The sequence below is a fragment of the Lactobacillus fornicalis genome (assembly GCF_055362665.1).
The window spans coordinates 1-15,473 of sequence record NZ_JBLTIM010000014.1; the positions used below are offsets into that span (position 1 = coordinate 1).

11 protein-coding genes, 1 pseudogene and 1 riboswitch are annotated in these 15,473 nt (G+C 32.3%); of the genes and pseudogenes, 5 read left to right on the forward strand and 7 right to left on the reverse strand.

What is annotated here, in order from left to right; all coding sequences use genetic code 11:
- The 5 genes and pseudogenes from ACNDLV_RS03875 to ACNDLV_RS03895 form a co-directional block, all read right to left on the reverse strand.
- Positions 1 to 2,285 (reverse strand): FIVAR domain-containing protein (locus ACNDLV_RS03875; RefSeq protein WP_498882929.1); only part of this gene is annotated, 2,285 nt, incomplete at its 3' end.
- Positions 2,286 to 2,533: 248 nt separating this feature from the next.
- Positions 2,534 to 4,003 carry a glutamate/gamma-aminobutyrate family transporter YjeM gene (yjeM, locus tag ACNDLV_RS03880; RefSeq protein ID WP_022091279.1) on the reverse strand — a complete coding sequence of 490 codons (1,470 nt, stop codon included), beginning with the start codon at positions 4,001 to 4,003 and terminating at the stop codon, positions 2,534 to 2,536.
- Positions 4,004 to 4,124: 121 nt separating this feature from the next.
- Positions 4,125 to 4,421: pseudogene (locus tag ACNDLV_RS03885) on the reverse strand (transposase); the annotation flags it as partial.
- Between the two features lie 146 nt (positions 4,422 to 4,567).
- Positions 4,568 to 5,137, reverse strand: coding sequence for an ECF transporter S component (locus tag ACNDLV_RS03890; RefSeq protein ID WP_006587120.1), 570 nt, complete (start codon positions 5,135 to 5,137; stop codon positions 4,568 to 4,570).
- A gap of 40 nt (positions 5,138 to 5,177) precedes the next feature.
- Positions 5,178 to 5,274, reverse strand: a riboswitch (TPP riboswitch).
- Positions 5,275 to 5,330: 56 nt separating this feature from the next.
- A complete protein-coding gene (locus ACNDLV_RS03895) occupies positions 5,331 to 6,413 on the reverse strand; it encodes a M42 family metallopeptidase (protein ID WP_006587121.1) in 1,083 nt (360 codons plus the stop codon).
- A gap of 110 nt (positions 6,414 to 6,523) precedes the next feature.
- Here ACNDLV_RS03895 and ACNDLV_RS03900 point away from each other — a divergent pair, with 110 nt between their 5' ends.
- From ACNDLV_RS03900 to ACNDLV_RS03910, 3 genes are all read left to right on the forward strand, one after another.
- The gene (locus ACNDLV_RS03900) at positions 6,524 to 7,885 is read left to right on the forward strand and encodes an MFS transporter (RefSeq protein WP_006587491.1); all 1,362 of its coding nucleotides are present in this window, start codon (positions 6,524 to 6,526) and stop codon (positions 7,883 to 7,885) included.
- 122 nt (positions 7,886 to 8,007) lie between these two features.
- Positions 8,008 to 9,303 carry an MFS transporter gene (locus ACNDLV_RS03905; protein ID WP_006587123.1) on the forward strand — a complete coding sequence of 432 codons (1,296 nt, stop codon included), beginning with the start codon at positions 8,008 to 8,010 and terminating at the stop codon, positions 9,301 to 9,303.
- Positions 9,304 to 9,554: 251 nt separating this feature from the next.
- On the forward strand, positions 9,555 to 10,256 hold the full coding sequence (locus ACNDLV_RS03910) for an acyltransferase (RefSeq protein ID WP_006588916.1): 702 nt from the start codon (positions 9,555 to 9,557) through the stop codon (positions 10,254 to 10,256).
- 432 nt (positions 10,257 to 10,688) lie between these two features.
- On the opposite strand, the gene ACNDLV_RS03915 is transcribed toward ACNDLV_RS03910, so the two are convergent.
- Positions 10,689 to 12,659, reverse strand: a complete 1,971-nt coding sequence (locus tag ACNDLV_RS03915) for an ABC transporter ATP-binding protein/permease (protein WP_006587492.1) — start codon at positions 12,657 to 12,659, stop codon at positions 10,689 to 10,691.
- A gap of 150 nt (positions 12,660 to 12,809) precedes the next feature.
- Here ACNDLV_RS03915 and ACNDLV_RS03920 point away from each other — a divergent pair, with 150 nt between their 5' ends.
- Positions 12,810 to 13,388 carry a TetR/AcrR family transcriptional regulator gene (locus ACNDLV_RS03920; RefSeq protein WP_006587493.1) on the forward strand — a complete coding sequence of 193 codons (579 nt, stop codon included), beginning with the start codon at positions 12,810 to 12,812 and terminating at the stop codon, positions 13,386 to 13,388.
- Between the two features lie 87 nt (positions 13,389 to 13,475).
- Positions 13,476 to 14,267 (forward strand): transporter substrate-binding domain-containing protein, encoded by a 792-nt coding sequence (locus ACNDLV_RS03925; RefSeq protein WP_006587129.1) that lies wholly within the window; start codon positions 13,476 to 13,478, stop codon positions 14,265 to 14,267.
- A gap of 106 nt (positions 14,268 to 14,373) precedes the next feature.
- Here ACNDLV_RS03925 and ACNDLV_RS03930 read toward each other — a convergent pair.
- Positions 14,374 to 15,473, reverse strand: a 1,100-nt coding sequence (locus ACNDLV_RS03930) for a MiiA motif-containing surface protein (protein WP_498882930.1), incomplete at its 5' end; no start/stop codon positions are given.

Here is a 15,473-nt window from a genome sequence, read left to right on the forward strand (position 1 = left end):
TGTTTCTTATCATCACTTGCATTGTAGTAGGCTGAGGTCTTTTGAACATCATTTTGATCATTTACAGCAGTTTCTAAGGCTGTCTTATCTGTAGCTTGACCATCTAGTGCTGATTTTGCATTATCAATTGCACTTGTAGCACTATCCACTTCACTTTGAGTAGCGGAATCATCATTCAACACTGTTTGACCAGCACTTACTGCATCATCATATGCTTGTTTCTTATCATCACTTGCGTTGTAGTAAGCTGAGGTCTTTTGAACATCGCTTTGGTCATTCACTGCTGTTTCCAAAGCGTTCTTGTCTGTGGTTTCACCATCTAAGGCTGACTTTGCACTGTTAATTGCAGTTGTAGCGCTATCTACTTCACTTTGAGTAGCGGAATCATTGTTCAACACTGTTTGACCAGCAGCTACCGCATCATCGTACGCTTGTTTCTTATCATCACTTGCGTTGTAGTAAGCTGAGGTCTTTTGAACATCATTTTGGTCATTTACAGCTGTTTCTAAATCAGTTTTGTCAATAACATGAATTTCAATTCCCGAATTGGTTTGACTAACAAGGTAACTATATGTACCTGAAGTTGAATTAATTTTAACATCTGTCACTGTCAATGCATCACTAGTTAATAGATCACTTGCTAAAGCCGATGAACTAACTGTTGTACCAGATGGAATTGCTTCAACATCATAATAATTTTGAGTGTAATTATTACTTGCCGATAAACTTCCTGAAGTACTATCATCTGTTGCATTAACATAAGCAGTTGAATTAGCTTCTTTCAAGCTACTTGCACTTTTAGTTAAGGTATAATCAACACTTGTAATATTACTTTCAGATGAACTATTATCAAATACTACACTAACTGGAATTGAAGTTGATGCCACTCCAGTTGCATTAGTCATAGTAGTTGTTGTGGTATTAGAAGCAGCTTGCCCTTCAGCAATTGTAGAGCTTGTCACAGCCTTGTAAGTACTCATGACTACTGGGGTATCACCCAACATATCTCTAATACCTGAATTATTATTCCAAAGGGATTTAGGAATATAGCTTTCAATTGCATTTACCCCTGTGAAAGAAGTTGAAACACTTGAATCTACAGTTGCTACAATCGTTACATCAAGTCCTTTAGAATTTGAAGCTTGGTAATAAAGTGTTGTGTTCGGTGAAAAAATAATTGGTTGCCCTATATCACTTGATACAGAACTTATTGCATTACTTGATGATAAGCCAGTTGTGCTAGTATTCGCGTAAGTGGTGTTTGATACAATCATCTTTGTTGCAGTTCCATTAGTTGAACTTGAAGAAAGTGTCCCACCACCTGATGTATAAGTAGAAGTTCCATCGGTCATATTACCGTTATAGCCATATGAAATAGATACCACTTTCAAATTCTTACTAATTTCAATTGCATATTGAGCAGATGCATCAGTTAAAGTACTTCCAGAAGTAGTTACTATCCCATTTGACGGATTAAAATGAATTGTATATGTAACTGTATTAGTTGTTGCGTCATATACTGGATCCGAAATCACTACATTTGAACTAGCATTTGCTTTAATATCTTTATTGCTATTAATATAACTCATCCACATATAATATTCTGGCAAACCTGAATATTGGCTAAAATCAAAGCTAGATTTTTGAGTTGAAGCTGTTGATTTATTATCATATGCTGTAGAAATTGTAGTTGTTGTGGTGGTAGTTTTATTATCTTCTGTAATTTTATTAGCAGCTGAAGTTGCACTTGCTTCATCTGTATAAAGAGATTGGTTAGATGAAGAAGATCCATCTGCACTTGAACTTGTTTGATCAGTTGTTGAATCATTAGTGTCAGCAGATGAGGATGATGAAGTAGAGACTACATTAGAGCTAGTATTAGTTTCATTTTCATTTGAATCAGAACTTGAACTAGAACTTGAAGAAGAAACTGAACTAGTAGATGATTCTGATGAAGAAGCAGATGAGGATGCTTCACTATTTGAAGATGTAGTAGAATTAGTTTGTTCACTAGTAGAGCTTGCACTTGTTGCTGAACTAGATTCTGAGCTACTTGTTTGTGAACTTGATGAACTCGTATCACTACTTGAGCTTGAGGTAGTAGCTTGACTAGTTTGAGAATCACTAGTAGTATCCGCATGAACTAAAACATTTGTTGAACCTAAATAAATAGTAGTTGACAGCAATACAGAGGCCATACCTAATGTAGTCTTTCTCAAAGACCAGTGTTGCCGGCCATCTGCATGTTTTAAATCATATTGCTTTTTATTTTTCTTTGAAAACATTTAAATAAACCTCCCAGATTATTCGAAACATTATTCCAAATACAAAAATTTGAATTACCCACTATCAAACTTTGTATTTCTATTATTTGCTAACTAGTTTATCTAGGAGTTGTGCTTATAATGGTATAAATTTGTGACTTTTTTGTTACTTATCATTTGTAAGTTCGAAAAAATGAAGATAAAAATGTGAAGAATTTATGAACAAAAAGAGCTTTGCTTCCGCAAAGCTCTTTTCTACTAAATTTTTATTACAAATCTTTTATTTTCTTTTCTGCCCTTGAATAGAAAATCCAAGCTACTACACCAAAGAAAACTGGACCAAAGGCTGTCCAAAATGCTGTTGCTGGATCACCTTCAACTATCGGTTCAATAATCGTAAAAATAATCCCAGAGGCGATAACAATCCAAACACACTTTTGACTTCGATAAAATACAAAAGGTCGATCCAAATCTTTCTTCATCTTAAAAAATGGAAAAGCTCCAATCAAAAACAAGTATGGCGCTGCTGATGAAACATTCATCATATCTGTGAGAACTGTGTAAAAAGCACTTGCAGAACTACCACCAAATGAAATAAGCAAAATAATCAATGATACAAAAGCCACTTCACACCACATAGCAAATTCTGGCATATCATATTTGTTTAAAGTAGTTAATTTCTTCGGAAGTAATCGCTTATCACATCCTTCAATAAATGACTTAATAGGAGAATAAAGCATAACAAAAGCTGCACCTAATCCACCTAATACATCACTAATAGCTGTAATTTGTGAAAATACTTTACCTAATATTAATGCTTGGGCATGTCCTAAGCCAAAGGCTTTACCGAAAACCAATCCCATATTATTGATTAAAACATATTCAACATTAGCCAAATTTACATTCTTTTGACCTAATATCTCTGACCAATTAGCTGTAACACCACATAAAAAAATAGTCAAAATATAAAGTACGGTCATCATAATCATAGCCCAAATCAAACCACGAGGGAATGTTTTTTCTGGTTTTTCAACATTGTCAATTACCCCAGCCATAGTTTCCAAACCACCATACGCAAACAAAGCATATACAATGAAAGAAACTACTGCAAATGGACTAGTAAATGATGAATTCGGTGATTTTACTAAACTCGCTGCTGTTAATGGCTCAGCTAATTGACCATGTTGCATCATTAATATAATCAAACTAACAACAATAAAAACTACTGAAATCCCTAAAGTTGCCACTCCGCAAATACTTGAAATTCTTACAATTCCATTAATACCTTTTGATGCAATTGCACACACAAGTACCAAAAAAATTATTTCTAAAATACCTAAAGTTTGATCACTTGATAACCCAAATAAATGCCAACTAGTTGTAGTATCTTTACCAAAAATTGCTGTTGCAACTGATACCAAGAAAAATTGTGTAGACGATACCAACCAAATTACCCAAGCAGCTAACCAGATAAAAGTACCGACAAAAGCAGGCTTTTCACCAATTGAGCCACGTAGCCAAGAAAAAATTCCACCCTTAGCTGCTTTAAATGAAGCACCATATTCTGCAAACATCAAAGCTGACGGCAAGAAAAACAAAACTGCTGTTAATACGTACCAGATAATACTAGCATAGCCCATCTGATAAAAAGCTGTTAATGAGTTACTATAACCATAAATTGAGGAGAAAATCATTAAGATTAACCCAACCAAGGTTATCTTCTTTTTCTTTTCGCTCATAAAATTCCTCATTTCAAAATATTCTTAAAATCGATATACGACACTATACATTTTAATACTAATCAAAGTATGAAAAAAGGGCTCTTTGTCAAATACTGTTGATATGGAGTGATTTAAAGAATCAAGCAATATATAAATTGCTTGGTTCTTTTTCTTTAACCCTGTTTTCTCTAATCTAATTCTTGTTAGTAAGTAAATATAATTTGAATAACCATAAGCAGTACGCTCAATCTGTTTAATCTTGCTATTAAAACCTTCTAAACAACCATTAGAGTAGCTGAATCTAGCACCATTTAAGACTGCTCGTAAGTTGTGCTTGAAGGTCAATAAAGTCTTGCAGTAAGTTATACGCATTATCTAGCCTTGGATCACAACTAATACCTTCCATTACAACTTGTTCTTGAGTTAGATAGTCTTGGGATGTAAGTAAAGGTGCCTATGGCCTCTTTTTTATGCAATAAAAAACCCGTTAACAGTTTAACTCAAATAAGCTATCAACAGGAAAAATTATAGAGCCGAAAAAAGCTATAGTTTAAAACTTTGAAACTTATTAGGAATTTTTGTTTATTTTTTAAAAAAAGCTCTTTCAAACCGACTACAAATCAATTTAATCAATACACCATCAAATATTAAACTGCTTAGCCAGCCAGTAATAAACATCAAAATTTGCAAAGTTAGATTATACTTGTACCACCCATACAATACATACGTTAAGAAAAAACCGGTAAAATGCGCACCAGTTGCCCCCAGTAAAACAGCTGACCAAGTAAAATGTTTTCGACTTTTAGATGTCAAAAAGCCTACTTCATTTCCCAATCCCTGTACAAAACCCGCCAAAATAGTAATTGCACCCCACTGTCCTCCAACAAGCATTTCACCAAAAGCAGCTAATGTTTCACCTAAGGTAGCACTACCTTTTACTGGAACAAAATAAACTGCTAAAGGTGCCGCCATATACCATAAGCCACTCATTAAAGTATCAGTCAATTGAGCATAGCCTGTTGGTAATAGGGCTGCTTTGGTTAAATTATAAATCAAATTAAATCCATAAGTATAAATTACGCCCATTATTAATCCAACTAAACTTACCAAAATAATTGCTTGAATATCCCAATTTAATTTCTTCTTAAACATAAAAATCCTCCTTTTAACTTAGTCAAAAGGAGGGTTAATTTCTAAATTTAATCCACTTTCCTCGCGCTGGCATTATCCAGTTCAGGTTCAAAGGGTCGACCTAAGTCTCTCAGCTACTAGCTCCCCTAGTGACAAAACAATTATAAATATTTAACTATAGTGTTAGTATATCATGGCTTCTTTAAAGTGGTTACTAAAAAGTCTTAAAGCTTGCTAACTTTTCAGCAGTCATATCTTTTAAAATTGCTTTGGTTAAATCAACACTAGCTCGATAATCTTGATAACTACTGAAACAATATGGTGAATGTTCATATCTTACCGGAATTCCTATTACTATAGTTGGAGCACCATTTTCATAGTAAATTGCTGCTCCATCTTGTCCACCACCAGTTCGAACACTTCTAGTGAACGGAATATTATTTTTAGTAGCTAAATCACAAGCATATTGTTGGAACTTAGGATTCGGCAAAAAAGTAACATCCATATCTCTTAACATTACACCACGTTTAAGCCCAGTTTGACTAAGCCAATCTGGTTCAAAGGTATCATCTGCAGGACAACTTTCAAGAACAATACACAAATCGGGCCTTACCTTTCGAGCAGTTACATATGCCCCTCGAAGCCCTACCTCTTCTTGACTAGACAGAGCAGCAGTTACATTAACATCTAAATTCTCACCCTGCAACTCTTCTAAGACAGTTGCCATTGCAGCTGCTCCAAAACGATCATCAAAATCTTTTCCGAAAAAGAGTCCAGTCTTTTCATTATATTCACATTTAACATCAACAAAAATTGGGCATCCAGTATCAATTTGATAATCATTAATAGTTTCTGCTCGACTACTAGAACCAACGTCAATAGATAAATCGGCTACTTCTGGTAACTTATTTCTCTCACTAGCATTCATAAAATGAGGTGGCTTAGTTGCCACAACACCGGATATATATTCACCATTTTTATTTCTAATCTTTACTTTTAAAGCAGGAATATTTACTCGTGACCATCCGCCTAATGGAACAAATTTAATTAACCCATTGGGACGAACTGCTTGCGTAATAAATCCCACTGCATCAGAATGCGCATCAAGCTGTACTGTCAATCGACCAGCCTTATTTTCTTTTTTGTTTGCATAGACATTTAACATGCCATCAACTTCGATATCAGCATATTTTTTAATAGTGTTGGTAAAAAGCTTAACAAATTCTTCTTCGAAGCCAGAAGTTGCATTAGCATCAGAAAAATTTTTTAACATTCTGATTTCATCTTTTTTGTCCATAAAAATACCTCATAATAGCATATCTTTCTATATCATCTTTACTTTATGTTATCATGTTATTATCAGTTTTAGTATAAAGATGATTTTAAGAAAGGATGTTGCATCCCCACATGGGTGAACAAAATCAACAAAGTAAAACAGAAATAAAACGTAAACAAAAAAAGAACATATTTTATAAACGTAAAAGTTACAAAAAAGCCCCTTTTTCTGATGTACATGCTCAATTATATTGGGCATTAGTTTTAGGGCAAATTGCATGTGCTTATGCACTAGGGATAGCTGGTAGTGCTTTTAACCATGCTAAAGCTTTTCTAAGTATTAATGATACTTGGCTAGGTCTATTAGGGGCAGGGTCACTAATCGGATTAGCTGGTAGCTTCATCATGGGCCGTATTTCTGATCGATTCGGGCGTAAGCATTTGCTGATGGCAAATATGTATATTTACTCACTTTTATCAATATTACAATTCTTTACCAGTAACTTATTTTTATTATTTTTACTCAGAGTAGGAATTGGATTGATGATTGCAATTGACTACACAGTTGGTAATTCTATTTTAGTCGAATGGATGCCAACCAAAGATGGAGCTAAAAAACAAAGTAATCTTTTATTATATTGGTCATATGGATTTGGATTATCCTTTCTAGCTAGCCAATTTATTAGCGATTGGCGCTTTATGCTTTGTTCGTCAGCAGTTTTAGGCCTAATAGCTGCTATTTATCGGAGCATTGTTCAAATTCCCCACTCTCCATCTTGGCTTGCTAGTCAAGGTGAGCATCGACAAGCACAAAAAGTTATTCAGAAAAATCTTGGTAAAAAATGGGGACTTCCAAAAAGTTTACTAAGAGTAAAAAAGAAAACTGATGCTTCTCCACTTGAACTTTTTGGTAAAAAATATTGGCGAGCAACATTAGCTGGAACGGCTTTTTATGCTACCCAAGCTTTTGCTTTCTTTGGTATTAGTATATTCTTACCAATCTTATTGAAGAATATGCACATGAATAATGCCTTCTTATCAGGTTTACTTTACAATTTAGCCATTATTGTTGGTACAGCAATTGGGATTTGGCTTTTCAACAAGATGAGTAGACGAAGTTTCTTAATTGTTACATTCTCTATTTCAATTATTTGTTTATTTATTTTAGCTTTGTTCCCTCAATTACCTTCAATATTAACCTTGATTATTTTTACAATTTTTTCAATTGTTTTATCAATTTCATTGTTACTAGACTTTACTTATACTACTGAATTATTTGATTTAAGAATTAGAGCAACTGGTGTTGGTTTCGTTATCACGATGAGCCGTGTTGGTGCTGCTGCAGGTACATTTTTATTACCTATAATTGTTAATTTAGCTGGTGCCTATATAACATTATGTGTTTGTGGCGTTGTTTTATTAATTGGTACAATAATTTGTATCTTTGTAGCTCCTGAAACCAATCCACAATTTATAAAAAAAGAAAATAAATAAAGATGTTTAGAAACAATATAAACACAATAATTATAGCCATCCGTAGATGGCTATTTTTTTATTAGACCAATCATGGTATTATTTCTATTGTGTGTTAGAAATTTGGAAAGGAAAAAAACCCAATGACTCAAACAAAAAATTATAAAGATGCACCATTTTCAAAAGTGCATTCTCAAATTTATTGGGCTATGAACATCGGGCAAATCGCATGTGCCTATGCCTTAAATGTTGCTGGAATTGCTTTTGGTAATGCCCAACAAGAATTAGGAATTAATAATTTTATCTTAGGTCTTTTAGGAGCAGCCAGTTTAATTGGTCTAATTGGAAGTTTCTTTATGGGACAACTTGCAGATAAATTTGGTAGAAAACACATGTTAATGAGTAACATGTATATCTTTACAATTTTATCTTTACTACAATATTTTACAACTAATGTTTGGATTTTATTAGTTTTACGTCTATTGATTGGTTTAATGATTGCTGTTGACTATACTGTTGGTAATTCATTAATGGTTGAGTGGCTACCTACTAAAGATGCTGCAGCAAAACAAAGTCACTTACTTTTTTATTGGACATTAGGCTTATTAATTGCTTACGTTACTGGACATTACATAAGTAATTGGAAGTTGCTTCTAGCTTCAAGCGCTGTATTTGGATTGATTGCTGCACTTAATCGTAGTTTTATCCGTTTACCAGCTTCACCATCTTGGCTTGCTAGCCATAATCAAAATGAATCTGCAACTGAATTAATTCATGAACGCCTTGGAGAAGAATGGGGACTACCAAAACACTTAGTAGAATTAGAAGAAGATCCAAGTATTAACTGGATGACTCTTTTTTCAAAAAATTACTGGCGCCAAACTTTAGCTGGTACTGCTTTTTACACAACGCAATCTTTTGCTTTCTTTGGTATTAATATTTTCTTACCAATATTGTTAAAGAGTATGGATGTAACAGATACATACCTAGCTGGTTTATTTTATAATATTGCAACTGTTGCTGGGCCAGCTATTGGTATCTACTTCTTTAATAAATACCGCAGAAGAAGCTTTTTAATTGTTACATTCTCAATCTCTAGTCTATGTCTATTTATACTAGCTTTTGGCAAATCAATTAATTCAATTGTCGAAATAACAATCTTTACACTTTTAGCAGTTATTTTAACCGCATCTGTATTGTTAGATTTCCCTTATACATCTGAATTATTTGATATTAAACTTCGTGGTACTGGAGTTGGTTTTGTCATTGCTATGAGTAGAATTGGCGCAGCACTAGGAACGTTCTTACTTCCTGTTATTGTTAGTGCATATGGTTCATACGTAACAATGGCTATTTGTGGAGTGGTCTTATTATTAGGTACAGTAATTTGTTATTTTGTTGCTCCTGAAACTAATCCTAGATATATTAATAAAGATTAATACAAAGAGTCTGGAAAAAACTCTTAAATTACAAAAAACGTTGATTATCTTGGTTTTATAAACCTTGATATATCAACGTTTTTATTTTTAGAATTTATCGAAATCTAACCTGAAATCGACTTTTTTTCCCAGACCCTTTGTATTATAAGGTAATTCTAAATATATACAATCCCCCGTACATATTTACTTATTCAAAGAGGTTTTATAAAATATAATTGATTTTTTCATGTTCTTAGAGAGGTTTTATATTAATGAAACGAATTTTTTATATAGATTTTTTAAGAATCATTTCAATGTTGGGAGTTATTCTATTACATGCATCTGCAACTAAACTACGTATGCCTATCGATTTTTCATGGCATTTAGTTAATTTTTTAACATCTTTTGCAACATGCAGTGTCCCTATTTTTTTCATGATTTCTGGTAGTTTATTATTAAATTCCGATTCAACAGCTAATATAAACATATTATGGAAAAAAAGGTTACCTAAATTATTAATTCCATTTTTTATTTGGTCAATTATCAATATTATTGGATACTCATTTATATTGAAAATTAACAATCTCAAACTTTTATTAATATCAATACTTCAAATACCAGGAAGGCCTGGAGAAATATCATTATGGTTTATGTACCCTTTTATTATTATATATGTTTTTTCGCCAGTTCTTTTATTGATAACCCAAAATAAATCATTATTAAAATACGTGTTATTTATTTGGCTAATATTTGTAATTATTTTACCAACATTCAATAATATTCTTCCATTTCCATTAAAACTAATTTTTTCAACGAGTCAAGATTGGAAAATAATAGGTGGCTATGCTGGATATTTTTTATTAGGATATTATCTTTCTAAAATAGACACACAAAAAATTTCATATAAAAGATTATTAATTGTATTCCTATCAATAATCTTTGTTATAGCTCTTGGAACTTATTTCTTCACATAAAAAAATAGAGGAGCATATGATGAAAGTTTTAAATTATACACTTCTCTTTTTGTATGTATATTAGCTTCTACCTTTTTCTTATTATGTCAAAAAGCACAAGAAAAGTATCCTATAAAATTAATTAAAATATTTGAGTTTATTGTCCCATCATGTTATGGAGTCTATTTAATACATAACTTATTAATCTTATTTTTTAATAGAAATATACCTTATTTTATTGAAAACAAAGGCACACTTGCTGTTTTTCTATTATTTATTTTAGTTAGCCTAACTTCAATATTAATAATTTATCTATTAGGATTAATACCAACAGTTGGTAAATATTTTACAGGAGTAAATCAAAAAGTATTTTATACTAAACTTAACTTTTTAGTTAAAAAGAATTCCAATTAAAAAAAGAGGTGAGAATTCTCGAAAATTCTCATCTCTTTTTTATTCTCCTGCTAGAGCATCAATAGGATTTAAACCTGCCGCATGTCGTGCTGGTAAAATTGCTGCTAATAAAGAGATAACTATTGAAATAATGAAAGCAGAAATAATATTAGAAAAACTAATTTGAATAAATGAATAATGCGCAATTTGACTTAATGCTGAATTTGCTAAAGATTGTACGGCTAAAGCAATAACTGTCGCAAATGTTGCACTAAATATTCCTAACAAAATAGATTCACTAGTAAATAGACGGCGAATATCTCTTTTACTTTCACCTAATGCACGCAAAATTCCAATCTCTTTAGTTCGATCAGAAACTGACATATACATTGTTACGATAATCATTAAAGCTGATACTAATAAAGAAATACCTGCAATTCCAGCTAAAACATTGGTAATTAAACTAATATAAGTTTCAATTCTATCAAGCATTGAAGACACTGCAGTTGCAGTAAATCTAAGTTTACCTGAGATTTTTAATTTATTAATGCTCTTGGCAACTTTTTTAGCGGTATTCATACTACTTGCACTAACACCTAATGCAGCTACATCTGTTGACATATTCGCTGCTTTTAATGCATTTTCAATAGTATTGCCACCAATTGCATTAATTTGACTCGATCCGCTACTTTCAGTTAATCCAACTACTTTTACTTTAATCATTATCGTTGCTTTTTGACCTAATTTATTTAATCCAGCATAGGTTAAAGTAATTGTCTTGCCAATTAAAGAATTAGGGTTATTAGTCAAACTTTTAGCGATATTCTTTTTATCTAAAACTACTTCACCAGTTTTTGGCATTCGTCCTTTTTTAATACTTGAAGCATTTAAAACACTAGTCCAATTAGTCACTGTTGTAATATTAGTGTTTTTTTTATTAAGACTAACATCAACATTGGTAAGGGTATGAATTTTTTCTACTTTAGAAACATTTTTCACTTTCTTTAGAGCGCTAATATCTTTATTTGAAAAGGTATTAACAGTTTTATCCCCTGCAGTTAAGTTCACATATGAATTTTGTTGATTATTATTACTACTTTTCACATAAGGTGTGACAAGAACTTGTTTTGGGTTAACTAAACTATTAATTTGTTCATTTACATATCCTTTAACACCAGTCCCTAATCCATTAAAGGTAATGACACTAAAAAGGCCCACAGCTGTACCAAGAATTATTAGTAAGTTTCTCTTAAAATGATATTTAAAATGCTTAAAGGCATTTCGCATACTTGTCACTAATGGTAATTTTCTCGATTGTAATTTACTTTCCACTTTAGCATTATAGGCTGACTTTAATCGTTGATCCGAGATTATTTTTCCATCTGCTAAACGAACAATTCTGGTTCCAGAGTCGGCAACGTGCTGAGAGTGGGTCACCGTAATAACTAATCTACCTTCAGCAGCTATTTTATTTAATAGTGCTAATACTTCCTCAGTATTTTGGGAATCAAGTGCTCCAGTTGGTTCATCCGCAATAATTACTTGTGGATCACTAGCTAATGCTCTCGCTATTGCAACACGCTGCTTCTGTCCACCTGATAATTGTTTAGGATACTTTTTCACATGATCTTGTAACCCTACTTGCTCTAATAAATCTAAAGCACGCTTTTTTCTTTCATTAGCAGTTAGCGTTGTCATATCTAGTGCCAATGCCACATTATCTAAAACATTTAAATGCGGAATTAAGTTATAGCTTTGATAGATATAGCCAATAGTTTCTCGCCGATATTTATTCAGACTTGCTTCTTTACTATGATTTAACTTCTGTCCTGCTAATAAAACTTCACCACTAAAAGCACGATCTAAGCCACCAATAATATTCATTAAGGTAGACTTTCCACCACCAGATTCTCCAAGAATTGATACGAAATCTCCCAATTCAAAATCTAAATTTATCCCTTTTAAAACGGGAAATTCTTCTTTTCCTAGAAAATATGATTTATAAATATTCTTCAATTCTAAAAAAGCCATAATTACCTCCTTGGAAAAGTTAAACGTTCTAACACTATATTTAATTTTTATAAATAATAATACAGACTAGAATGCTTTGTCAATAAAATTAAACATTAACATTAATTATTTAATTTTTATGGTATTATTTTGTTGAAAGGTAGTGATTAAATGCAACGTGAAGAAAAGAAAGAACTCAATCGCAAAAAAATTATCACAGCAGCTAAAACATTATTTTTAACTAAAGGAATTTACGCTACTAATGTACGTGATATTAGCAAAAAATCAGGAATCTCATACGTAACAATGTATAAATACTTTTCTGACAAAAATGAATTAGTTAATCTAGTTTGCCAAGAACTTATTGATGAAGCGATGGCAAATGCATATTCTAAACTAAATAATGACACTTTAACTTTTTTTGAAAAATTACAGCAAATAAATTTTGAAGCCGAATTTAAACAAAAATACGGTCCAAAAGTTTGGGTCGATTTTTGCTCATATACAAACAATAATCCTGAGCTCACATCTTATATAGAAAAGAAAGTAAACGATAGTTGGCTAATGATTATCAGAGTTGGCCGTAAAGACAAATTTATTCAAGCTTCTGCTTCAGATGAACAAATTTGTAATTTCTTATCACTTGTTTTGAAATTAGATCATAAAGAATTTAAAGAAAACATTGACGCATATTGGGAATTATTTTGGTATGGATTAGCTGGCAAAGAAGGACACATCAAAAATAAGTAAAATTATTGACTTACTTTTTGTAAGATGTTAAATTATTAATCAATGAGCACTAACAAAAAGTTAGTAATTTTATGAGGAGGATTTGCCATGCGTTGGTTTAAAAAAATAAGTTTATTTGCTGGATTAATTGCTATTAGTTTGGGGCTTGTAGCATGCAGCAACCAAAAATCAACAAATAGTGAAGTTTTAAATAAAGGCACTTTAACTGTTGGACTTGAAGGAACATATGCACCATATTCCTACCGTGAAAATGGAAAGTTAAAAGGTTTTGAAGTTGATTTAGCAAAAGCAGTAGCAAAGAAAGCTGGTTATAAAATTAAATTCGTTCCTACTAAATGGGACTCACTTATTGCAGGTTTAGGTGCTAAAAAGTTTGATATTGTTATCAACGATATTGCAATGACACCTGAACGTAAAAAAGCATATACTTTTTCGACTCCATACATTTATTCAAAATCAGCTTTAATCATGAAGAAAACGAATAACACTATTAAGAGTGCTAAAGATATTAAAGGTTTAAAAATTGCTGCGGCTACTGGTACAGCCAATGCTGATAATGTAAAGAAATTTGGAGGACAAAATGTATCTTCTACTGATTTCTCAACAGCTATGGAGTTAATTCGCCAAAATCGTGTTGTTGCAGCGATGAATTCTAAAGAAGCATTCCTGTACTATCAAAAGAGTCAACACGTAACTGATTTAAAATATGTTGAAATCCCAACTAATCAAATTCCAGCTCAAGAAATCGGAATCATGATGTCTAAAGGAAATAGTTCTTTACAAAAAAAAATCAACAAAGCTCTTAATGATTTAAGAGAAGATGGTACTTTATCACAACTTTCTAAGAAATACTTTGATGGTGATATTACTAAAAAATAACTTTATATAAAAAAGTGTTGATATATCAAGGTTTTATGTAACCAAGATTATCAACACTTTTTTGCTTTATAAATTTTTCCCTTCAGACACTTTTATCTATTTATTTTTATTCATCCTCCTTTTTCTTTTTAATTCCCAATACTGCTAATAACAGACCAATAACTCCAAATCCTAACCAAGTATTTGCCTTAGTTGTTTCACCAGTTTGTGGCAATTTAGCTTGTTTTGGCAAAGTGTTGCTCTTAGCTTTATTAAGCCTTGAATCAGCTTTAGTTATAACTACTGACTTAGTTGGAGTTTGAGGAGTTGAAACAGGCTTTTCTACAGTTGATGTTAAGTTAGCTAATGCCGTCTCTATTGATTGACTAGCTTCGTTCACTTGTTCTTGAGTGCTTGCCTTATCATCATAAATCTTTTGACCATTATCAAGAGCTGTTTCTAATTTGGCCTTTGATTCCGATGTAGCAGATTGATATTGAGGGCTATTTTGAACTTCTTTACCCTTATCAAGTTGGCTCTGTAGTTCTGATTTATTAACTTCAGATTTTGTTGGAACAACTTCTGGCTCTACTGGGGCAGGTTTAACACCAGTCAACGAATTAATTGCTTTAATCAGTTCATCAGTAATTTGATCAACTGTCTTTTGACTAACATTAGTTTGCCCCATTTCAGCCTTAGCTTTATCAAGCATTTCATCAAAGGCTTCTTTATTAGCATCACTTTCGTAAACATATTTTTCACTAGTTTTTGCTTCTTCAGCCTTCGCAATAGCTGCTATCAACTTATCAAAATTAGTTTCTTCGCCATCTAATGCATCTAACGCTTTCTGAATTTCACTTCTTGCATCTGTTACTGCTTGCTTAGTTGCTTTCTCATTGTCAAGTACAACTTGACCTGCTTGAATTGCTTCATCATAAGCCTGCTTGGTTTCTTCACTTGCATTATAGTATTTAGAAGTTTTATGAACAGCTGCTTGCTTATTTACATCTGATTGTAGTCCTGTTTTATCTACTGCCTTAGTAGTCTTATCATTAGTAATTTGACCAACTGAACCATCCTCAAATGTTACTGTTGCGTTACCTTGGTTATCAACGCTCACCTCAAACTTATCATTTGGATTCTTTGCTTGTACTGCATCTGTCACATTCTTAGTAATTTCAGACTTTTCAGATTCAGTTATATTTTCTTTATCTCCTACTTCTGTCT

Coding starts and splice junctions, on each gene's coding strand:
- ACNDLV_RS03895 (WP_006587121.1), bottom strand. CDS start 6,413: ATGGACAAAAAAGATGAAATCAGAATGTTAAAAAATTTTTCTGATGCT.
- ACNDLV_RS03925 (WP_006587129.1), top strand. CDS start 13,476: ATGCGTTGGTTTAAAAAAATAAGTTTATTTGCTGGATTAATTGCTATT.
- yjeM (WP_022091279.1), bottom strand. CDS start 4,003: ATGAGCGAAAAGAAAAAGAAGATAACCTTGGTTGGGTTAATCTTAATG.
- ACNDLV_RS03900 (WP_006587491.1), top strand. CDS start 6,524: ATGGGTGAACAAAATCAACAAAGTAAAACAGAAATAAAACGTAAACAA.
- ACNDLV_RS03920 (WP_006587493.1), top strand. CDS start 12,810: ATGCAACGTGAAGAAAAGAAAGAACTCAATCGCAAAAAAATTATCACA.
- ACNDLV_RS03915 (WP_006587492.1), bottom strand. CDS start 12,659: ATGGCTTTTTTAGAATTGAAGAATATTTATAAATCATATTTTCTAGGA.
- ACNDLV_RS03910 (WP_006588916.1), top strand. CDS start 9,555: ATGAAACGAATTTTTTATATAGATTTTTTAAGAATCATTTCAATGTTG.
- ACNDLV_RS03890 (WP_006587120.1), bottom strand. CDS start 5,137: ATGTTTAAGAAGAAATTAAATTGGGATATTCAAGCAATTATTTTGGTA.
- ACNDLV_RS03905 (WP_006587123.1), top strand. CDS start 8,008: ATGACTCAAACAAAAAATTATAAAGATGCACCATTTTCAAAAGTGCAT.